Annotated in this window: 20 protein-coding genes; 10 read left to right on the top strand and 10 right to left on the bottom strand. The window is 63.6% G+C overall.

Features of this window, described 5'->3' with window-relative positions; translation table 11 throughout:
- The 6 genes from OCA5_RS08520 to OCA5_RS08495 all read left to right on the top strand — a co-directional run bounded on the left by OCA5_RS08520 (position 1) and on the right by OCA5_RS08495 (position 7,554).
- Complete coding sequence (locus tag OCA5_RS08520; protein WP_012563494.1) at positions 1 to 2,460, top strand: LPS-assembly protein LptD; 2,460 nt, start codon at positions 1 to 3, stop codon at positions 2,458 to 2,460.
- A 45-nt stretch (positions 2,461 to 2,505) separates the two neighbouring features.
- Entirely contained in the window at positions 2,506 to 3,468 is a 963-nt protein-coding gene (locus OCA5_RS08515; RefSeq protein ID WP_013913053.1) for a peptidylprolyl isomerase, read from the top strand.
- A 22-nt stretch (positions 3,469 to 3,490) separates the two neighbouring features.
- Entirely contained in the window at positions 3,491 to 4,501 is a 1,011-nt protein-coding gene (gene pdxA / locus OCA5_RS08510; RefSeq protein ID WP_012563496.1) for a 4-hydroxythreonine-4-phosphate dehydrogenase PdxA, read from the top strand.
- Entirely contained in the window at positions 4,498 to 5,346 is an 849-nt protein-coding gene (gene rsmA, locus OCA5_RS08505) for a 16S rRNA (adenine(1518)-N(6)/adenine(1519)-N(6))-dimethyltransferase RsmA (RefSeq protein ID WP_012563497.1), read from the top strand. The genes pdxA and rsmA overlap by 4 nt, the downstream gene beginning before the upstream one ends.
- A 13-nt stretch (positions 5,347 to 5,359) precedes the next feature.
- Positions 5,360 to 6,424, top strand: coding sequence for an alcohol dehydrogenase (locus OCA5_RS08500; RefSeq protein WP_012563498.1), 1,065 nt, complete (start codon positions 5,360 to 5,362; stop codon positions 6,422 to 6,424).
- Positions 6,425 to 6,606: 182 nt separating this feature from the next.
- Positions 6,607 to 7,554, top strand: coding sequence for a hypothetical protein (locus OCA5_RS08495; RefSeq protein WP_012563499.1), 948 nt, complete (start codon positions 6,607 to 6,609; stop codon positions 7,552 to 7,554).
- Positions 7,555 to 7,564: 10 nt separating this feature from the next.
- Here OCA5_RS08495 and OCA5_RS08490 read toward each other — a convergent pair whose 3' ends face one another.
- The 9 genes from OCA5_RS08490 to fabD form a co-directional block, all read right to left on the bottom strand.
- Complete coding sequence (locus tag OCA5_RS08490) at positions 7,565 to 8,179, bottom strand: 2-hydroxychromene-2-carboxylate isomerase (RefSeq protein WP_012563500.1); 615 nt, start codon at positions 8,177 to 8,179, stop codon at positions 7,565 to 7,567.
- Positions 8,176 to 9,504: an MFS transporter gene (locus OCA5_RS08485; protein WP_013913052.1), complete on the bottom strand. Its 1,329-nt coding sequence runs from the start codon at positions 9,502 to 9,504 to the stop codon at positions 8,176 to 8,178. The genes OCA5_RS08490 and OCA5_RS08485 overlap by 4 nt, the downstream gene beginning before the upstream one ends.
- 624 nt (positions 9,505 to 10,128) lie before the next feature.
- Positions 10,129 to 10,779, bottom strand: coding sequence for a guanylate kinase (gene gmk / locus OCA5_RS08480; RefSeq protein ID WP_012563502.1), 651 nt, complete (start codon positions 10,777 to 10,779; stop codon positions 10,129 to 10,131).
- 5 nt (positions 10,780 to 10,784) lie between these two features.
- The gene (locus OCA5_RS08475; protein WP_012563503.1) at positions 10,785 to 11,672 is read right to left on the bottom strand and encodes a YicC/YloC family endoribonuclease; all 888 of its coding nucleotides are present in this window, start codon (positions 11,670 to 11,672) and stop codon (positions 10,785 to 10,787) included.
- 145 nt (positions 11,673 to 11,817) lie between these two features.
- Positions 11,818 to 13,158: an endolytic transglycosylase MltG gene (gene mltG / locus OCA5_RS08470; protein WP_012563504.1), complete on the bottom strand. Its 1,341-nt coding sequence runs from the start codon at positions 13,156 to 13,158 to the stop codon at positions 11,818 to 11,820.
- 114 nt (positions 13,159 to 13,272) lie between these two features.
- Positions 13,273 to 14,538 (bottom strand): beta-ketoacyl-ACP synthase II, encoded by a 1,266-nt coding sequence (gene fabF, locus OCA5_RS08465; RefSeq protein WP_013913051.1) that lies wholly within the window; start codon positions 14,536 to 14,538, stop codon positions 13,273 to 13,275.
- A gap of 84 nt (positions 14,539 to 14,622) precedes the next feature.
- On the bottom strand, positions 14,623 to 14,862 hold the full coding sequence (locus OCA5_RS08460) for an acyl carrier protein (RefSeq protein WP_012563506.1): 240 nt from the start codon (positions 14,860 to 14,862) through the stop codon (positions 14,623 to 14,625).
- 391 nt (positions 14,863 to 15,253) lie between these two features.
- Positions 15,254 to 15,991 (bottom strand): 3-oxoacyl-[acyl-carrier-protein] reductase, encoded by a 738-nt coding sequence (gene fabG / locus OCA5_RS08455; RefSeq protein ID WP_012563508.1) that lies wholly within the window; start codon positions 15,989 to 15,991, stop codon positions 15,254 to 15,256.
- 15 nt (positions 15,992 to 16,006) lie between these two features.
- Positions 16,007 to 16,963, bottom strand: a complete 957-nt coding sequence (fabD, locus tag OCA5_RS08450) for an ACP S-malonyltransferase (protein WP_012563509.1) — start codon at positions 16,961 to 16,963, stop codon at positions 16,007 to 16,009.
- A 668-nt stretch (positions 16,964 to 17,631) separates the two neighbouring features.
- Here fabD and rpsF point away from each other — a divergent pair.
- The 4 genes from rpsF (at position 17,632) to rplI (ending at position 20,170) form a co-directional block, all read left to right on the top strand.
- Complete coding sequence (rpsF, locus tag OCA5_RS08445) at positions 17,632 to 18,066, top strand: 30S ribosomal protein S6 (protein WP_012563510.1); 435 nt, start codon at positions 17,632 to 17,634, stop codon at positions 18,064 to 18,066.
- Between the two features lie 6 nt (positions 18,067 to 18,072).
- Positions 18,073 to 18,312, top strand: a complete 240-nt coding sequence (rpsR, locus tag OCA5_RS08440) for a 30S ribosomal protein S18 (RefSeq protein WP_012563511.1) — start codon at positions 18,073 to 18,075, stop codon at positions 18,310 to 18,312.
- A 221-nt stretch (positions 18,313 to 18,533) separates the two neighbouring features.
- On the top strand, positions 18,534 to 19,514 hold the full coding sequence (locus tag OCA5_RS08435) for a DUF2232 domain-containing protein (protein WP_012563512.1): 981 nt from the start codon (positions 18,534 to 18,536) through the stop codon (positions 19,512 to 19,514).
- 56 nt (positions 19,515 to 19,570) lie between these two features.
- A complete protein-coding gene (gene rplI, locus OCA5_RS08430) occupies positions 19,571 to 20,170 on the top strand; it encodes a 50S ribosomal protein L9 (RefSeq protein WP_012563513.1) in 600 nt (199 codons plus the stop codon).
- Positions 20,171 to 20,297: 127 nt separating this feature from the next.
- Here rplI and OCA5_RS08425 read toward each other — a convergent pair whose 3' ends face one another.
- Positions 20,298 to 21,032 (bottom strand): prolipoprotein diacylglyceryl transferase, encoded by a 735-nt coding sequence (locus tag OCA5_RS08425; RefSeq protein ID WP_012563514.1) that lies wholly within the window; start codon positions 21,030 to 21,032, stop codon positions 20,298 to 20,300.
- Positions 21,033 to 21,149: the final 117 nt, after the last annotated feature.

The following is a 21,149-nucleotide window of genomic DNA, read 5'->3' as shown; positions in this document are numbered from 1 at the left end:
ATGAGGCTGCGCCGCTATCGCCTTGCTGCGGCCTTCGCTCTGGTGCTCGGCACAGGCGCGATCCTCTTCACCAATGTTCCTGCCGCGGTTGCTCAGGGTCGGTTCGTCTACAACCGCCGCCCGCCGGCACCGCCGCCGGTGAAGGATCCGAACGCCAATAGCGGGCAGATGCTCGTGAAGGCGCTTGAGATCAATTACGACTACAACAACAACCGCGTCGCCGCCGTCGGCAACGTGCAGATCTACTACAACGGCTCGACGCTCGAGGCCGACAAGGTTATCTACGACCAGAAGACAAAACGTCTGCACGCCGAAGGCAACGTCCGCCTCACCGAAGCCGACGGCAAGGTGGTGAACGCCAACCTGCTCGATCTGTCCGACGATTATCGTGACGGCTTCGTCGACTCCCTGCGGCTCAACACGCCTGACGAGACCCGGATGTCGGCCGCACGCGCCGACCGCACCAATGGCGACATTACGATCTTCCAGAGCGGCACTTACACCGCCTGCGCCGCCTGCCGCGACAACCCGCAGCGCCCGCCGCTGTGGCAGGTGAAAGCCGCGCGCATCATTCACAACAAGACCGAGCAGATGCTCTATTTCGAGGATGCCCGCCTCGAATTCTTCGGCCAGCCGCTCGCCTATCTGCCCTATTTCTCGACGCCCGACCCGACGGTGAAGCGCAAGACCGGCTTCCTGATGCCGTGGGCGAGCTACAACTCGTTCACCGGTTATAGCGCCGAGATTCCGTTCTACTGGGCGATCGCACCGAACTACGACATGACCATCGCGCCGCGCATTTCCTCGCGCCAGGGCGTGCTCGGCCAGATCGACTTCCGCCATCGTCTTATCAACGGCGCGTATGAAATCCGCGCCTACGGCATCAACCAGCAGGACCCCGGCGCCTATGCGGGACAGGTCGGCGACCGCAACTGGCGCAGCGGCCTCGACTCCAACGGCCAGTTCGCGCTGAACGACAAATGGGTCGTGGGCTGGACCGCAACGATCGCGACCGACAATCGCTTCTTCAGCGACTACAAGCTCGGCCCCTACAAGAACCCGCTCGGCTCGTTCCTGCTGACGCCGACCGAAGGCGTCTCGCAGGCCTACCTGACCGGCGTCGGCAACCGCAGCTACTTCGACTTGCGCTCGATCTACTATTTCGGCTTCAACGCCGCGGACGTGCAGAGTCAGATCCCGGTCGTCGCGCCGGTGATGGACTACAACAATGTCCTCAACCGCAATCTTCTCGGCGGCGAGTTCAGCTACAAGGCGAATTTCGTCAACCTGACGCGCGGTCAGGCGAACTTTGACGGGATTTCCGCGGCCGCTCAGGCAGAGGCGCGAACGAACCTGGGTGTCATTCCGCCATCGTGCCTCACTGGCGCCGACACCGTGAACCGGGCCAATTGCGTTCTGCGTGGCGTGCCCGGCGAATACACACGCCTCTCGGCGGAGGCTCAGTGGCGGCGCACCTTCACCGATCCGTGGGGCCAGTTGTTCACGCCGTTTTTCTCGCTGCGCGGTGATGTGATCCACGCCAACATCGACAACGATCCGGGTGTCTCCAGCTTCATCACGCCCGGCGACCATCAGGCCGTTCGCCTGATGCCGACGGTCGGCCTCGAATATCGCTACCCGTTCATCAACGTTCAGCCGTGGGGCACGACGACGATCGAGCCGATCGCGCAGGTCATCGTTCGCCCGAACGAGATCAACCCCGGCCGGCTTCCGAACGAAGACGCACAGAGCCTGACGTTCGATGACTCGAACCTGTTCAGCGTCAACAAATTCTCCGGCTGGGACCGCGTGGAAGGCGGCGGCCGCGCCAACGTCGGCGTTCAGGCGACCACGCAATTCGACCGCGGCGGCTCGATCAACATGCTGTTCGGCCAATCCTATCAATTGTTCGGCCTGAACTCCTACGCGGTGCAGAGCCTCACCAACACCGGGCTCGGTTCCGGCCTCGACAAGCCTGCCTCCGATTACGTCGGTCGCCTCTCCTACGCGCCGAACCGTATCTTCAGCGTGACGACGCGCTTCCGGCTCGACGAGGCGTCGATGGACATCAAGCGTTTCGAGGCCGAGGGCCGGGCGAACTTCGATCGCTGGTCGGTCAGCCTGCTCTACGGCAAGTATGCGCCGCAGCCTGAACTCGGCTTCCTCACCGAACGTCAGGGCCTGCTCGGCACCGGTTCGTTCAAGCTCGCCGAGAACTGGCAGGTCTCCGGCGGGTTGCGCTATGACCTCGCCAACAGCAAGGTCAACCAGTACATCGTGGGTGCCGGCTACGTTGACGACTGCTTCCTGCTCGCCGTCAACTACGTGACCGACTACAACTACACGACGATCGGCAGCATTGCTCCTGTCACCGATCACCGCGTCATGGTCCAGCTCGGTCTGCGCACGATCGGCGGAACATCGCTCTCGCAGAACGTCTCTTCAGCCACGACGCCGTGACATAATTACGGTCGATTGCACGGCTATGCTGCGCATTTGATCGAGATGAAACCCGACAGCAAAGTGACGATGAACGCGCCTCTCCTTTCCGTTTTTGTCAGCCGCATTGCTCTTGCCTTCGCGGCCTTCATCATCCTCGCCGTGACTGCTCCGTCCGTACAGGCGCAGGGCATCGTCGTGATGGTGAACGGCGAGCCGATCACCACCTACGATATCGAGCAGCGCACCAAGCTCATCACGCTCACGACCCGCAAGGCGCCGACACGGCAGCAGGCGCTTCAGGAACTGATCGACGACCGCCTCAAGATCAAGGAAGCCAAGAAGTTCGGCGTCGACCTCAGCGCCTCCGACGTCGATAGCGCTTTCGCCGGCATGGCCCAGCGCATGCGGATATCATCCGACCAACTCGCGCAGGTTCTCCAGGCTCAGGGCGTGCGACCCGACACCATGAAGTTTCGCCTGAAGGCCGATACGGCCTGGGGCGCACTGGTGCGCGGCCGCTTCAAACAGAGCCTTCTTGTCGGCGAGCGCGACGTGCAGGCTGCCGTGGGTGAGAACCCCTCGGGCGAGCGAACCGAAAGCTACGAATATCACATGCGCCCGATCGTGCTGTTCGTGCCACGCGGCTCCTCGGGCGCTGTCGAGCAGCGCAAGAAAGAAGCTGAAGCGCTTCGCGAGCGCATTCAGAGCTGCGAGGAGGCAACCCGCGTCTTCAAGTCGCTGCGTCAGGCGAGCATCCGCGACACCATCGTGAAGACGTCTGCCGACCTGCCGCCAAACCTGCGCGAGCTTCTCGACAAGACGCCGGTCGGCCGCATGACGGCCCCCGAAGTCACCCGTCAGGGCATCGAGATGGTGGCGCTCTGCAATCGTCAAGTCACGACCGCCGATACGCCTGCAAAGCGCGCCGCACGCGACAAGCTGTTCGCGCAGAAATACGAGGCGAAGTCGAAGTCCTATCTCGAGGACCTTCGCAAACGCGCGATGATCGAATACAAGCAGAAATAGAGTACAGGCAGACATAAAACCCATGCGCCAAGCCCCGCTCGCTCTCACGCTCGGTGAGCCATCCGGGATCGGGCCCGACATCACGATTGCCGCCTGGCTGAAGCGCAGCACCGACAATCTGCCTCCCTTCTATCTGATCGGCGACGCCGACCTCATCCGCCGCCGCGCCGAACGCCTCGGCGTTCGCATCGAGATCGCCGAAACTTCGCCGCAGAGTGCTGCGGAGATTTTTCCCCGCGCTCTGCCTGTCGCGCCGACGGGCCATGTCGCAACCGGAACGCCCGGCGCGCCCGACTCGACGAGCGCCCTCGCCGCCATCGCCTCGATCAAGCAAGCCGTCGCGGATGTGAAGGCCGGCGTGGCGTCCGCCGTCGTCACCAACCCCATCGCCAAGAGCGTCCTCTACGAGGCTGGTTTCAAGCACCCCGGTCATACCGAGTTTCTCGCAGAGCTTGCCGCAACGCATGGCAAGACGCCGAAGCCCGTGATGATGATCTGGTCGGAAACGCTCGCGGTCGTGCCCGTCACTATTCATCTGCCGCTGCGCGAGGCGATCACAACGCTCACGCGCGAACTGATCGTCGAGACCGCACGCATCGTCGTTACCGATATGCGCAAGCGGCTGCGCCTGCCCTCGCCGCGGCTTGCGATCGCCGGACTCAATCCTCACGCCGGCGAAGGCGGCACGCTCGGCAAGGAGGACGGCGCCATCGTCGCGCCCGCCGTCGAGGACCTACGCCGCGAGGGCATCGACGCCCGTGGCCCGTTGCCTGCCGATACCATGTTCCATGAGGCCGCGCGCAAGACCTACGACTGCGCCATCTGCATGTATCACGATCAGGCGCTGATCCCGGTGAAGACGCTTGCCTTCGACAGCGGCGTCAACGTCACGCTCGGCCTGCCGTTCATCCGCACCTCGCCCGACCACGGCACCGCGTTCGATATCGCAGGCAGCGGCCGCGCCAACCCCTCGAGCCTGATCGCGGCGCTACGCCTTGCCGCACGCATGGCCGCTACCAGCGCGGCGACATGAGCCAGATCGACGATCTGCCGCCGCTGCGCGAGGTGATCCGCAAATACGATCTTTTCGCGCGCAAATCGCTCGGCCAGAATTTTCTGTTCGACCTCAACCTGACGGCGCGGATCGCGCGCGCTGCAGGTCCGCTCGACGACGTCACCGTCATCGAGATCGGCCCCGGCCCCGGCGGGCTCACGCGCGCGCTGCTTGCAACCGGTGCCAAGCGCGTCATCGCGGTCGAACGCGACGAGCGAGCGATCCCCGCGCTGGAAGAGATCGCGCGACGTTATCCTGGTCGTCTCGAGATCATTCATGGCGATGCCACGACGTTCGATCCCACGCCGCTGCTGCAAGGCGAGCGAGCGCGGATCGTCGCCAACCTGCCTTACAATATCGCGACGCTGCTGCTCACAGGCTGGCTGTCGGTCGAGCCATGGCCGCCATGGTTCGACATGATGGTGCTGATGTTCCAGCGCGAGGTCGCTGAGCGGATCGTCGCGACGGAAAACGACGAGGCTTATGGCCGTCTCGGTGTGCTCGCGAACTGGCGCGCGGAAACAAAAATCCTGTTCGACATCGCACCCGGTGCCTTCGTGCCGCCACCGAAAGTGATGTCCTCCGTCGTACGCCTCGCACCGCGCGCGGCACCGCTGGCGTGTTCACGCCGCGCGCTGGAACAAGTCACAGCGGCTGCGTTCAACCAGCGTCGCAAGATGCTGCGCCAGAGCCTGAAAGCACTCGGTGTCGATCCCGCAGCGCTTGCGGAAGCCGCTGGCGTCGATCCGACCCGGCGTGCCGAGACGGTGTCGATCGCAGGCTTTGTCGCGATGGCGAACCGCCTCATCGAACTCAAAGCCTGATTGAAGCGTCGCCATGGCCCTGATGCACCGTCAGTCTCTCGTGAAATTCGGATCGCCGGTCTGCGAGACGATTGTGGAGGCGCCCTCTCCGCAAGGCGGCGAGGTGCTGCTGCGCGTCGCACGCTGCGGCCTCTGCCATTCCGACCTGCATCTGCAGGATGGTTTTTTCGACGCCGGGCAAGGCCAGCGCATCGACATCACGCGCGGCATCAAGCTGCCCTTCACGCTCGGTCACGAGATTGCAGGCACCGTCGAAGCCGTAGGCCCGGATGCACCGCGCGACCTTGTCGGCGAGAAGCGCGTGGTCTTTCCGTGGATCGGCTGCGGCACCTGTCGCGACTGCGTGAACGGCGACGAGAACCTGTGCGCGCGCAACCGCTATCTCGGCGTCGCCCTCGACGGCGGATTTGCGAGCCACGTTGTGGTGCCGGATAGCCGTTATCTTCTTGCCTACGATCCATTGCCCGCAGGCTTCGCCGCCGCGCTGATGTGCTCGGGCCTCACCGCCTATGGCGCGTTGAAGCGTGCGCTCTCGCATCCGCGCCACCGCAACATTCTTCTGATCGGCATGGGGGGTGTCGGCCTGATGGGACTCGCAATCGCCCGCGCGATGGATATCGAGGCCATTGCCATTGCCGACCTGAGCGAGAGTGCACGCGCCGCCGCGCTCCAGGCAGGTGCCACCACGGCCTACGATCCGGCTCCGCGCGAGACGGCGCGGCGCATGCTGAAAGACAGCGGCGGCGGATTCGATGTGATTATCGATTTCGCCGGCAACGAGGCTTCGCTGAATTTTGCCGTCGGCGCGCTCGCACGCGGCGGCAAGATCGTCGTGTCAGGCTTAATCGGCGGCAGCTTCGCGATACCCGTAGTGAGTTTCGTTCACAAGCGGATGAGCATCGAAGGTTTCATGACCGGTACGCTCGATGAGGCGCGTGAACTCCTCGCGCTCGCGCAGAGCGGCCGTATCGCGCAGCCGCCGATGCATGAAGCGCCCCTGCGCGATGCTGCCGACTGGATGGCACGGCTGCGTCAAGGCGAAGTGACGGGACGCATCATCCTCACCAACGAAGACTAAAACGCCGCGCTGTGAAAGCGCGCGAACGCTTCGCGCGCAGTAAACCGGCAGCGTTCCATGCGACGCGCCATGCCGCATTTTCGTCCCATAGGCTTCGCATTTGCGGCCTATTGCGGCCCTGCTCGTTGTCAACGATCCGCCCACGTTCGTCACGCGACGTCATCTCCGACGTGGGGGAAGCCATGAGACAACACTACGCGACACTTGCTGCGGCCACGCTGTGTGCCCTGCTCGCCGGCGCGACATCGGGATTTGCGCAGCAACCAGCCAGCGACGCCACCAGCTGCCATGCCGCACCCAAAGGCGCGGCACCGCAAGGCAAGCACTGGTACTATCACCTCGACCGCAAGACAAAGGCGAAATGCTGGTATCTCGGCGAAGCCGGACTGAAGACATACAAGCCTGCCGCCAAGGCAGCCGCTGCATCGGAGCCTGCGCCAGATACCAAGCCCGCGCCCGATCCGAAGCCGGAGGCTGCACAGGCCGCGCCGCTACAACGCAACATCGCAGACGCCCGCAATGAAAGCCCGTCCGAAGCAGATGCCGAGCATGCGATGACGTCTTCCATACCGGAGCCGTCCACCTCCGCCGACAATAACGCGCCTCCCGCAGAACAGCCGTCACTGATGCTGGCGCAGCCTGATAACCTCACCTCGACTCCCGCCCCGCTATCATCACGCTTCTCGGCCGCCGAAACGCCATCAGACCAGACCACGGGTCTTGCACCACGCGTTACACCTCAGGCTGCGGCGCCTGCCGCGCAGGCCCCGCTCCCACCTTCAGCCGATGATGACAACAACTCAGCTCTCAACCTTGCACCGTGGCGCATCGCGCTCGGCGTTCTGTTCGTCGGCTTGGGGATTCTCGCTATCCTCGGCGCGGTCGCCTTCCGCTACTTGAAGCGCGCGCCGCGCATCACGTCCGCCCCGGCCAGAGAGCGACGCAACATCTGGGCGAAGAACGGCGAGGCGGAAGCAGAGCCCGCCTACGCGGAGATGATAATACCCTCACGCCGCGCGCCCGCTGTAAAGGCACCGCAGGATCTCGACGAGATCGAGCGGCTGTTGCGACAGGCGGCACGGCGCGAACCGGGCAAGGCGAAGCCTTCCGCGATTCCTGCCCGCAGTTGAACAGCGGACGTTATCGCGATGCGATTTGCTGCGATTCCGTAATCGCGGCATCGAGCATCGCCAAGCGATCCTGCCCCCAGAACAACTCGCCGTTGAAGACATAGGACGGCGAGCCAAACACGCCGGCCTTCACCGCATCGTCGGTGTAGCGCCGGTAGAGCGTCTCGATCTCCGGCGCCTGCGCAGCTGCCAGCAGATCGTCTGCGTCATGCCCGAGCGCGGACACGATAGCCCGCAACTCGGCGATGTCGGAGATGTCCCTGTCCTCGCACCACTCCGCATGCAGAATCGCCTTGTAGAGCGGCGTGACCGCAAGACCCTTGCGGTCCGCAGCGATCACGATGCGCGATGCGGCATCGGCATTCGGGCACATGTATTTCGGCGTCGGGTTGACGTGGATGCCGAGCGCCTTGCACCAGCGCTTCAGCTCCGTCACCCGATAGGCTTGCCGCTCGGGTGAGCGTTTGCCGAGCAGTTGACCTCCCGTCCGTGCATAGACGTCCGGGAGGTCCACTGGCATGTAGCGAATGCGAATACCGTGTTTCCGGGCGATTCCGTCGAGCCTGTCTGCACCGAGATAGGCCCAGTCGGAGTTCATCCAGAAATAGTAGTCGATCTGCGTCATGCTGTTGCCGCCGCCTCCCGCGCCGACGCCGAGTACTTCGAGGCCGCATGCATGCTCCACGCACTGAAGAAGGCAATCACGGCGAGCGCGCTCAGATACCAGACGACATATTGCGGATCGCCATTGTTACGCGCAAGCAGCCAGGTCGCGATGATCGGGGCCAAACCGCCACCCAGCGCGCCGGAGACCTGAACACCAATCGAGATGCCGGTGTAGCGAACCTCCGGCGGGAATTGATTGGAGAACAGCGAGCCCTCCGGGCCGTAGAGGCTGGCGTACACAAGGCTGATTGCCATGACCATGGCGACGTTGATCCAGAAGACATCCTTGGTCGCGAGCAGGCTGAAGAAGATCGGGGCGCAGATCACCACACCGACCGCGCCGATCATGAACACCCATTTGTGCTGGAGCTTGTCGCCGAGGATGCCGAAGATCGGCACGGTGAACAGAAGGAAACTCGCGCCCCAGATGGTGGCGTCGAGGATCACCGTCCGCGGGATGGAGAGCGTGCCGGCGGCATAGGCGAGCGAGAAGCTGGCCACGGTGTAGAACCATGTGACTTCGCCAAGCCGCGCACCGATCACCGCGAGCACTTCACGCGGATAGCGGCGGAAGACTTCGACGACCGGCATTCCGACCTTCTTGCCCTTGCTTTCCATCACCTCGAAGTCCGGCGACTCTGCGACCTTGATGCGGATGAACCAGCCGATGCCGAGCAGCACGACGCTCGCGAGGAACGGCAGACGCCAGCCCCACGTCAGCATGTCTTTTTCGGGCAGCGCCGCGACCATGCTGAGCGCGAGCGATGACAGCAGCAATCCGGGACCGACGCCTGCCTGCGGCAGACTGCCGAACAATCCCTTCTTGCCCTCCGGCGCGTGTTCAACCGCCATCAGCACGGCTCCGCCCCACTCGCCGCCGACAGCGACGCCCTGAAGGAAGCGCATGATGACGAGCAACACCGCGCCCCAATAGCCGATGGTTTCGTAGGATGGGATGAGGCCGATCAGCATCGTCGGAACGCCCATCAGCACCAGTGTGATGAGCAGCATCGATTTGCGGCCGACGCGATCGCCGAAATGACCGAACACAATGCCGCCGAGCGGACGTGCGAAGAAGCCGACCGAATAGGTCGCGAACGCGGCGAGCGTGCCGGAAATCGGATCGAAACTCGGGAAAAAGATCTTGTTGAAGATCAGCGCAGCGGCTGAGCCGTACAGGAAGAAATCATACCACTCGATGGTGGTGCCTATCATGCTCGCAAGGCCTGCGACCACATATTGGCGGCGCGGGGGCTCCCCGGCGCCCTCTTTGGTTGAACTCATAGTCATATCCTCCCCTGTTTTCATCAAAAGGTGTCTGGCGGCGGCTCGCCCCGGCAGGGTTCAAGCCACTGTTTTTGAGTGATGACCGGCTCGGAGCGCCGGCTCTTGTTGTATTTCCGACCTAATGCGCGAACGTCGTCAGTGCGGCGGCAGCAGTCTGCCGACACCAGGCATCGAATGCGGCGTTCATGATCGGCGGCTTGAGCGGATTCGGCGGGCGCAAACGAGCGTTTCCGTGTCGCTCCGTTTTGCGCCTTTGAGAGGCCGGCTCATCTAGTGCGCGATGCGGCCGCCGAAATTCTCCTTGAACCTCTATTCTGCATACATTTTGTTTCCCTACCCAGGATGCGGTCTGCATTGCAGCAGCCGCACTTCTTCAAATCAGGGGCAGTATGGGAGGCGCGGAATAGCTATGCCATGAAGCAAAGCTCATAGCTGAAATGAGGCACCCTGTTTTATCGCACTGCGATAAGAGTGCAGAACAATCTCTGATTATCTCGGAATCCGATTCTTCTATGCGGCAACAGTCAGCATCCCTCCCCCAAATGGAGGGGATCAGGACTCGGTGAGCTATCAGAGATAGATATGAGATTCCGGATATGGCCCCGGCACAACGCGTGCGCGTTACTTCTTCAACTGGGTCTGCAGATCGCGCACGAAAGTCGAAAGGCCGGTCTGGCGTTCGCGCTTCAGCCGCTCGGCGCGCAGGATCGTCTCGATCTCGCCAAACGCCCGGCCGAGATCGTTATTGATCACGACATAATCGTATTCGGCCCAGTGGCTCAGTTCATGGGTCGCACGATCCATCCGCCCGCGGATCACCGCGTCGGAATCCTGCGCGCGCGTGTGCAGCCTGCGTTCGAGGTCAGATGCCGACGGCGGCAGGATGAAGACACTGACGACATCGGCCCGTGCCTTCTCGCGCAATTGCTGCGTACCCTGCCAGTCGATGTCGAACAGCACGTCCTCGCCGGCTGCGAGCGCCCGCTCGACCGGCGCGCGCGGCGTACCGTAATGATTGTCGAACACCGGCGCATGTTCGAGGAATTCGCCCGCAAGCACCATCGCGTCGAAGCGCGGCTTGTCGATGAAGTAATAATGCTCGCCCTCGACTTCGCCCGGCCGCATCGGCCGCGTCGTCGCCGAGATCGACATCCGCAGACCGCGCGTATTCTCGACCAGCATCCGCGACAGCGTCGACTTGCCCGCGCCCGAGGGTGAGGACAGCACGAACATCAGGCCACGCCGCTCTCCCGTGCGTGCATTGCCACTCATTGCCGTCACTCCAGATTCTGAACCTGTTCACGAAACTGCTCGACGACGTTCTTCAGTTCGAGGCCAATATTGGTCAGCTCGATGTCGTTCGATTTCGAACAGGTAGTGTTTACTTCGCGGTTGAATTCCTGCGAGAGGAAATCGAGCCGCCGCCCGACCGGTCCGCCCTTGGACAGAAGCTCGCGCGCCTGCGCGACATGCGAGCCGATACGGTCGAGTTCTTCGCGAATGTCGGCCTTGGTCGCAATCAGCAGCGCTTCCTGCGCGAGACGATCGGCATCGAAACGCTCCGACGCATCGAGCAGCGTCGCGATCTGCTCGGTAAGCTTTGCCTTAATCGCGTCCGGCTTGCGGCCGGGGGCGGCTTCCGCCCTGCCCGCCAGGCGCTCGATATCGTTCACGCGCTGGGAGAGGATTTCACCAAGCGCGACGCCTTCGCGGCGGCGCATCTCGATGAGTCCCTGCAATGCTGTCTCAAATGCCGCAGCAGCAGCAGCCTTGGCGGCAGCGATCTCGGCTTCGCTGCTTTCGGGTTCGACGATCTCGATCACACCCTTGGCCGCAAGCAGGCCATCGACCGTGGGCGGCGCAGCCCCTACCTTGGCGGCAAGGTCGCGCGCGGCATCGAGAAGCGAGGCTAGAATATCCTGATTGATCCGCGCCACCGCCGCCGAACTTGCGCGCTTGACGTTGAGGTTGGCGTAGACCGTGCCGCGCGACATCGCCTCACCGGCCCGCTTGCGCACAGGCCCCTCGAGGTCGTCCCAGCCTTGCGGCAACCGCACCCGCAGATCGAGCCCCTTGGCGTTGACCGACTTCAATTCCCATTCGAACGTATAGGGACCGCTGGTGCCGTGGCTTCGCGAAAAGCCGGTCATGCTCGACAACGCCATTTGTCGAAAAGCTCCGTTGAGATCAGGTGGATTCGTTGGGCGTGAACCGCCGCGACCATACCCCGAATTGACGGGAGGTGCAGACCGTTTTGCGGGCCCGTCCCTTGGAAATTAAGCGCGGATTGAAGATTCGCGGCGAGGAAATTCAGCGGGCGGCGGGGGCCGCCTCGGCCGAGGCCGCGCTGGACGGCGCGGGCTTTACATGAGCGGCAGGCTTGCGCTGATGCGTTGCCGAGGTCACGCCGGCCCAGGCATCGCCGTTGCCCGGCGCAAGCGATTGCTTGCCGCGTGCCGCCTTCGAACCCCGCTTCGGCGCAGGCGTCGCAGCCGGAGGCGCGGTCGCAGGCTCCGCGGGTGCCGGCGCAGCACCGGCCGGAGGCGGTACATCGTCGGGCTCGGCGACGTCATTCTGCTGGCGCTCGAGTGCGCGCAGCTTCACCACAGCCTTCTGATGCTCGTTGTAGTTCTCGGTGAAGGTGTGGCCGCCCGTGCCGTCAGCCACGAAATACAGGTCACGCGTGCGCGCCGGGTTTGCAGTGGCCTCAAGCGAGGCGCGGCCCGGATTGGCGATCGGCCCCGGCGGCAAACCGTCGATCACGTAGGTGTTGTAAGGTGTCGGCTGCTGGATCTCGCTGCGCTTGATCGGGCGGCCGAGCGTGCCCTTGCCGCCGACAAGGCCGTAGATGATCGTCGGATCGGACTGCAGCTTGATCTTCTGGCGCAGGCGATTGACGAACACCGCGGCGACACGGCTGCGCTCATCGGCGCGGCCGGTTTCCTTCTCGACGATGGAGGCGAGCGTCACGAGTTGATCGACCGAGCGCAGCGGCAGATCGGGATTGCGGCGCTCCCACGTCTCGGTCACCACCCGCTTCTGCGCCTGCTGCATGCGGTGGATCACCTGCTCGCGCGGCGTGCCACGCGGGAATTTGTAGGTATCGGGCAGCAGCGTGCCCTCGCGCGGCACCTCGCGCAGCGATCCCGAGAAAATCTCGTTCTCCTGCAGACGCGCGACGATCTGCTCGGAGGTCAGCCCCTCGGGCACGGTGAAAGCATGCTGCACGACCTTGCCATCGACGATGGTGCCGATCACGTCGGACAGGCTCGCGTTCTTCTGGAACAGGAACTCGCCCGACTTCAGCGAGGTGCGCGCGTTGAGCGCCAGCACGCCGCCGATGAAGGTCCAGCGGTCGGCGGAGATGACGCCTTCCCGCAGCAGGATGTCGCCGATGTCGGTCATGCCGGCGCGCGGCGGAATGTTGACGACCTTGTCTTCAGTGAGCGGGCCTTTGGCGCTGAGTACCTGCTTGCCGTAGATGTACAGCCCGCCTGCACCCAGCATCAACACGAGCAGGACCGTCATCACGGCGTTACCCGCCACGACGAACGGATTGCGGACGCTATCGGAGCGCTTCGGCGGCGGAACCTGCTGGGGCTCAAGCGCCGCGCGCGGGCTCCGCGGAGCTATGGGTGGCCTCTCACTCATGTCCGAAACCCGAATCCGTTCTGGCTTGTTTCGAGTTGATCGCCGATCTCTGGCACAAACTTGGGATCGCAATATGACCTAAACTTCACGTTCGGTGAAGTCACGGCCTGACGATCAGTTCACCACCCGCTTCATGATCAGCGACGCATTGGTGCCGCCGAAGCCGAACGAGTTCGACAGCACGACATTGATTTCGCGCTCGCGCGCCTTGTGCGGCACGAGGTCGATCGCCGTTTCGATCGATGGATTGTCGAGGTTCAAGGTCGGCGGCGCGACGTTGTCACGCATCGCGAGCACACAGAAGATTGCCTCCACCGCACCCGCCGCACCCAACAGATGGCCGATCGAGGACTTGGTGGACGACATCGATACCTTCGAGGCGGTATTGCCAAGGAGGCGCTGCACCGCACCGAGCTCGATCTCGTCACCAAGTGGCGTCGAGGTGCCGTGCGAGTTGATGTAGTCGATATCGGAAGCGAGGATGCCCGCGCGCTTCATCGCCGCACTCATGCAGCGATAGGCGCCGTCACCATCCGAGGCCGGCGCGGTGATATGATACGCGTCGCCCGAAAGACCATAGCCGATGATTTCGGCATAAATCTTCGCGCCGCGCTTCTTGGCGTGCTCGTACTCTTCCAGCACGACGATGCCCGCGCCCTCACCCATCACGAATCCATCGCGATCGGTGTCGTAGGGCCGCGACGCCGCCGTCGGCTTGTCGTTGAATTTCGTGGACATCGCGCGCAGTGCGCAGAAGCCCGCCATCGCCAGACGATTGACCGGCGATTCCGCGCCGCCCGCCACCATCACGTCGGCATCGCCGAGCGCGATCAGACGCGACGCATCACCGATCGCATGCGCGCCGGTCGAACAGGCCGTAACGACCGAATGGTTCGGCCCCTTGAGGCCGTGCTCGATCGAGACGTAGCCGGAGGCCAGATTGATGAGGCGGCCGGGAATGAAGAATGGCGACACCTTGCGCGGGCCGCGCTCGTGCAACAGCACCGCGGTCTCGCCGATGCCTTCAATGCCGCCGATACCGGAACCGATCAGCACGCCGGTCGCGCAGCGTTCTTCCTCGTTCGCAGGCTTCCAGCCGGCATCGCGAAGCGCCTCGGTCGCCGCCGCCATCGCGTAGACGATGAAATCGTCGACCTTGCGGCTTTCCTTCGGCTCCATCCACTGATCGGGATTGAACGTGCCCTCGCTGCCATCGCCGCGCGGGACCATGCAGGCAATCCGGCTCGACAGATCGGAGACATCGAAATGCTCGATCTTCCGCGCGCCGCTGTCGCCATTGAGGATGCGTTTCCAGGTCGGCTCCACGCCGCCACCCAGCGGCGAAACCATGCCGAGGCCGGTCACCACCACTCGCCTCATATCAGATGCTCCGATGTGCCAAACAGAAAGACGGCGGGCCGTTGCATGCAACAACCCGCCGACATCAGCTCACGCAGAAGGAGCTCAGCTCTTCGCGTTCTTTTCGAGGAACTTGGTGGCGTCGCCGACCGTGAGAATCGTCTCGGCCGCGTCGTCGGGAATCTCGCACCCGAACTCTTCTTCGAAAGCCATCACCAGTTCGACCGTGTCGAGGCTGTCGGCGCCGAGGTCGTCGATGAAGCTCGCGGTTTCCACCACCTTCTCCGGTTCGACACCGAGGTGCTCCACAACGATCTTCTTCACGCGCTCGCCAATCTCACTCATCGTCTCAACCTCGTGTTTGCTACGTTTAACCCGATCGTAAAACGATACGAGCCAGTGTTGATCTTTCTAAAACCTAAGTCGCCCACTCCGATCCGCGTGCCCGCAGACCATCAGTTCCCCCGCGAACCTCAACAGGATGGCGCATCGGGAATATACAGGGTTTTGATTTCCTGCAACGACGTTCTTCCCTTGCGCGCTCCCCACAAAACGGCCAATCCGCCTGCGGCGAATCCGCCCCAATCCTGAAGTCCGGCCGGCCACTTCCCCGCTCCCATGCCAACCGGGTATCGCGCAATGAGACGGCGTCCGATAGCACAGGTCGGGGGCATTGGCCAAGCCGGGAGCACGCCGCGATCCACCGAAGATATATATGGCGGCTCCTCTAAGAGGCTCAAATCATTGCCATTCCACCGTTGACGTGGATGGTTTGGCCGGTGACATAACCTGCCTCGCTGGAGGCGAGATAAACCGCCGCCGCCGCAATATCGGCCGGCGCACCGAGCCGTCCCGCGGGAACCTTGGCGAGGATTCCTTCTTTCTGCTTGTCGTTCAGCACATCGGTCATCGCGGTCGCAATGAAACCGGGTGCGATGCAGTTCGCTGTCACATTGCGACGGGCGTATTCCTGGGCGATGGACTTCATCATCCCGATCAAGCCCGCCTTCGACGAAACGTAATTAACCTGCCCCGCATTGCCGGTGACGCCGACCACCGACGTGATGCCGATGATGCGGCCGAAGCGTTTGCGCATCATCAGCTTGGTCGCCGCGCGCGCGAGACGGAACGTCGCCGTCAGATTGACGTCGATCACCTGATCCCAATCCTCATCGCGCAACTGCACGAACAGATTGTCGCGCGTGATGCCGGCGTTGGCGACGAGGATGTCGAGCTGGCCCATCGCCTTCTCGGCAGAAGGCACCAGCGCCTCGACCTCATCCTTGTTGGCGAGATTGCAGGGCAGCACATGCACGCGGTCGTTCAACTCCGCCGCGAGCGCCTCGAGCACTTCCTTACGGGTGCCGGAAATCGCAACGGTCGCGCCTTGTGCGTGCATCGCCTTGGCGATCGCATGGCCGATGCCGCCGGTCGCGCCGGTGACGAGTGCGGTCTTGCCTGTCAGATCGAACATCAACGTCTCCTTCAATCACCCGCGCGCGGCGGCGATGGCATCCTTTGCAGCGGCAATGTCGGCCGGGCCGCCGACCGCGACGCCGACGGCACCGTCCGCAATACGCTTGACGAGACCGGTCAGCACCTTGCCCGAACCGATCTCCAAAAAATGCGTGACACCCTGCGAGGCCATGTAAGCAATGCTTTCACGCCAGCGCACCGTGCCGGTGACCTGCTCGACGAGACGCTTGCGGATCTCGTCGGGGTCGGTGACGGGGGATGCGAGCATGTTCGCCACCACCGGCACCACCGGCTTGTTGACGGTGACCTTGCCGAGCGCTTCCGCCATCGCGTCAGCCGCCGGCTGCATCAGGCTGCAATGGAACGGCGCGGAGACCTGCAGCAGCATCGCGCGCCGGGCGCCCTTTGCCTTAGCGATCTCGACAGCACGCTCGACCGCGGCCTTGTCGCCGGAGACCACCACCTGCCCGCCACCATTGTCGTTCGCAGCCTGGCAGACTTCGCCCTGCGCAGCCTCGTTCGCCACCGCGACAGCGGTGTCGTAGTCGAGCCCGAGCAGCGCCGCCATCGCGCCGACGCCAACGGGCGTTGCCTTCTGCATCGCGGTGCCGCGAATCCGCAATAGCCGCGCCGTGTCTACAATCGACAGGCTGCGCGCCGCCGCAAGCGCCGAATATTCTCCGAGCGAATGGCCCGCGACGAATGCCGCATCGCGAGCGAGGTCGATTCCCGCCTCGGTCTCCAGCACCCGCAGCGTCGCAAGCGACATCGCCATCAGCGCCGGCTGGGTGTTCTCGGTGAGCTGGAGCGCGTCTGCGGGGCCCTCCCAGATCACCGTGCTAAGCTTCTCGCCGAGTGCGTCGTCGACCTCGTCGAATACCGCGCGCGCGGCCGGAAACGTCTCGGCCAGCGCCTTGCCCATGCCAACGGCCTGCGAACCCTGTCCCGGAAATGTAAATGCTGCCGTCATCATGGCCTCCCCAAATCGGGGTGGTAAGACACCGCCCGGGTGGCGGGTGTCAAGTTTCGCCGCGGCCGGCCCTGAACAGCCTTGGGCAAATCGAGCTAAAAGCACCCCACCGATTCTCGAATCGGAGGGCTGGATGGAGGCAAGCTTTTGACCGGGAATCCCTCACCACCGGTCGAGGAGCCTTCGGAAGTCGATCAATCCTTAATTCCCGACGCAACGACCGTAACGGCAGCGAGCATTTAGCGAGTTGCTCTTAATAAGCACATGAGGATTAAGCTCTAACTTTATGGAAAAGCTTACATCTATCGCTTGAGCATCCGTTCTCGCATGAAACCCGGACAAACGGCTGCGGTCCAAGCCCCCGTTCCACACCCCCACGTTCAGCCCCACAAAACCACCCTCATTTCCGAGGCTTTTCGACCTAAAGCACCCGCGTTTCGCCTTGCAACGCGGGCCAAAACCCTTATAAAGCGCCGATCCGTGGGTCCCGGCCGGGAGCTGAACGGACGGTCTCAACAATCTTCATTTCTGAAACGAAATTGGGTTGATGCGACAGGGCCAGTCGGTCCGTCGTCCCGTGCTTCCGCCTTCTGAGCTTATCCCGAGTCCTTTCCGAAGGTCTCGAAGGGCTTGCCGCCAGGACCCGCGCCAACACAGGAAAGGACACCATGCCTTATTACGAGCATGTCTTCCTCGCGCGTCAGGACGCCAGCGCCCAGCAGGTCGAGGAACTCACCACCCAGATCACCGGTGTGATCGAAGGTCTTGGCGGCAAGGTCACCAAGACCGAGAGCTGGGGCGTTCGCTCCCTCACCTACCGCATCCAGAAGAACCGCAAGGCGCACTTCGTGCTGCTCAACATCGACGGTCCCGCCACCATCGTGGCCGAGGTCGAGCGTCAGGAGCGCATCAACGAGGACATCATCCGCTACCTCACGGTGCGCGTCGATGAGCTCGAGGAAGGCCCGTCCGCGATGATGCGCAAGGCCGACCGTGATCGCGAGCGCGACGAGCGCGGCGGTCCCCGTGAAGGCGGCTTCCGCTCCGAGCGCGGACCGCGCCGTCCGCGTGAAGAAGAAACCACCGCTTCGGTAGAGGAGTAAGAGATTATGGCTGACGCAGGTGCTCGCCGCCCGTTCTTCCGCCGTCGCAAGACTTGCCCGTTCACGGGCTCGAACGCGCCGAAGATCGACTTCAAGGATTCCAAGCTGCTGATGCGTTACGTGTCCGAGCGCGGCAAGATCGTGCCGAGCCGCATCACGGCCGTCTCCGCGCTGAAGCAGCGCGAGCTCGCCCGCGCCATCAAGCGCGCACGTTTCCTTGGTCTCCTGCCTTACGTGATCCGCTAAGGCTTCTCGTCATTCCGGACAGACCGCGCAGCGGACTGATCCGGAATCTCGAAAGACACGCTCAAGATTCCGGGTTCGCCGCCAAGGCGGCGCCCCGGAATGACTACCGAATAACCGGATGCGCACGATGCGCGTTCGTCTTCTCATAACAGGGCGGCGACAGCCGTCATGGATGGTTGGGGTCCTTGACCTCTAACCGCTCGAAAGGAGCGGGACAGCTGATGATGTTGGTCGAGATTCTGATCTCACTGGTCGCCGGGCTTGCCTCGGCCATGATGTTCGCCTCCCTCGCATCGGGGGCGATGATTTCGCTCGCCCTGTTCTACCTTGCCCCGCTGCCGCTGATGGTCGTGGCGCTCGGCTGGGGCTCGCGCACCGGGCTGATCGGCGGAATCGCGGCGGTGATCGGCCTCGGCGTATTCATCAGCCCGATCTACATGCTGGCCTATGCCGGCATGGTCGCCCTGCCCGCACTGTGGCTCGGCCATCTCGCGCTGCTCGCCCGCGCGTCCGACGATGCCGATGCCCCCAACGGCTACACGCCATCCACCACGCTCGACTGGTACCCGGTCGGCCGCCTTCTCGTCTGGACCGCTGGCTTTGCCGCACTCACGACGACGGGTGCGCTTCTCACGCTCGGCACCGACGAGGCGACGATCAAGGCGGTGATGCGCCAGAGCCTGACCCATGTCTCCGATCTCGCCAATCAGGGTGGCTTGCCGCCCAATCCCACCCGGGATGCCGTCATCGACGCGCTGGTATCGATCGCGCCCGCCGCGGCCGCGCTCGTTGCGATGCTGACGCTGACGGTCAACCTGTGGCTTGCGGCCAAGATCGCGCGGACCTCGCAGCTTCTGAAGCGCCCATGGCCCGACCTGCGCACGACCGAGCTACCGCAGCCGGTGCTGGCGGCGCTCGCGATCGCACTCATCCTCTGCTTCTTTGGCGGCCTGACCTCGCTGGTCGCGAAGATCGTCAGCGCAGCCCTCCTTCTGGCCTACGGCATGACCGGCTTCGCGGTACTCCACACCGTCAGCCAGTCGATGGCCGGGCGCTCGTTCATGCTGGGCGGGCTTTATGCCCTCACCCTCTTCATCGGCTGGCCGCTCCTCGGCGCCATTGTGCTCGGCCTTGCGGACGCCGCCTTCGGCATCCGCAGACGCTACTGGCGCAAGCAGGGAGGCCTGCCGGACGCCCAATAGGTTCACCTTTCACTTCAACACAGACCCCTATCCAACTTTTTCTCAAGGAGAACATCATGGAAGTCATTCTGCTCGAACGCGTCGCCAAACTCGGCCAGATGGGCGACATCGTCACCGTCAAGAACGGCTATGCCCGCAATTTCCTGCTGAAGCGCCACAAGGCACTGCGCGCCACCGCCGACAACCGCGCCAAGTATGAGGGCATGAAGGCCGACCTCGAGGCGAAGAACATTGCCGCGAAGGGCGAAGCCGCCAAGGTCGCCGAGAAGATCGAAGGCCGCAACGTCGTCATCATCCGTCAGGCTTCCGAAGGCGGCCAGCTCTACGGATCGGTCTCGGTGCGCGACATCATGGCGGCGCTCGCTGCCGACGGCGTTTCGCTCAGCCGCCATCAGGTTCTGCTCGAGCACCCGATCAAGGAGATTGGCCAGCACAAGATCACGATCGCTGTCCATCCCGAGGTCGAAATTCATGTGACCGCCACCGTGGCCCGCAGCGAGGCCGAGGCCGAGCGGATCAACCGCGGCGAAGACATCAACTCGCGTCAGGAAGATCAGGACGCTGCAGCGGAAGCGATCGCAGCGGCCGGCGAGTTCTTCGATCCGGAAGCTCAGGACGAGACGCCGGAAACCGAGGCCGCAAGCGAGCAGCAGTAAGCCCGCACGCGCATTGGCGTGACATCAATCCGGCCCGGAAACGGGCCGGATTTTTTATGGCGCTGATGAAGGAAGGCGCCGCACTCGGCAGGTCGCTCTGTAAGCAGCCGGCGGGCATAACCCAGTCTTAGTTCGAGGCCGGCGTGTCGCTCTTCGGCGCAGGCGCGGAGTCGGCCGGCTTCTCGGCCGCATCCGGCTTCGACGACGATTTGTCGAGCTCGAACACCGGCATGTTGGATGACGGTGCGGGCTTTGCCGCCTCGGGCTCCTTGGGCGCGGGCGCGCTCTCGGAAGCTGCCGGTGTTCCAGCCTCTGCAGGCTTCTCCGCGGCGGTCGGGACCTCGGCGGGAGGCTTGGTCTCGGCCGCTGGCGCATCATCCGGCTTCGGCGTTGCTGCAGGCTCCGCCGCAACCGACGGCTTGGCCGGCGGCTTCGCGGCCGGTCTGGCAGCAGGCTTCGGCTCGCCCGCCTCACCCTCGGCCGCAGCAGGCTTGCGCCTCTCGGCCTTCGGCTTCTGCCTCGTCTCCGCCTCGGGCGCAGGCTCACTCCTTGGCGGCGTGGCGGCACGGCTCGGCGCGGGCCTCTCGGCGGCCGGCCGTTCGGCGGCGCCGTTCGACAGAACATAGGAGCTCATCGCCCCCGCCATGCTCGTGCTCGTCGTGTAGTGTTGACGCAGGAAGCCCGGCAATGCGCCCGGCGAAACCGTCTTGAGGAGCCCGCGCGGGCTCTTGTGGCAGGCCGCGCATGTCGATGCGAAAATCTGGGTCGGGGTTTTACCTGCCTCAAGATTCTGCGCCGCCGCGGGAACGGCAGCGCATGCCCAAAGCGCTACCGCCGCCAGAGCAAGCGTTCGGCTCGACATCTATATATCTCCAGAAAAGCCTCGACCGGCGTCGTCGCCGGGAGGCGAAATGACCGTGGAGCCATCCTTAGCGGATTATCCGCCGAATGAAAACGGCGAGAATGGACACAGTCGCAA

The sequence above is a fragment of the Afipia carboxidovorans OM5 genome (assembly GCF_000218565.1).
GTDB classification, from domain to species: Bacteria; Pseudomonadota; Alphaproteobacteria; order Rhizobiales; family Xanthobacteraceae; genus Afipia; species Afipia carboxidovorans.
This window is presented reverse-complemented; position numbering and strand designations above follow the sequence as displayed.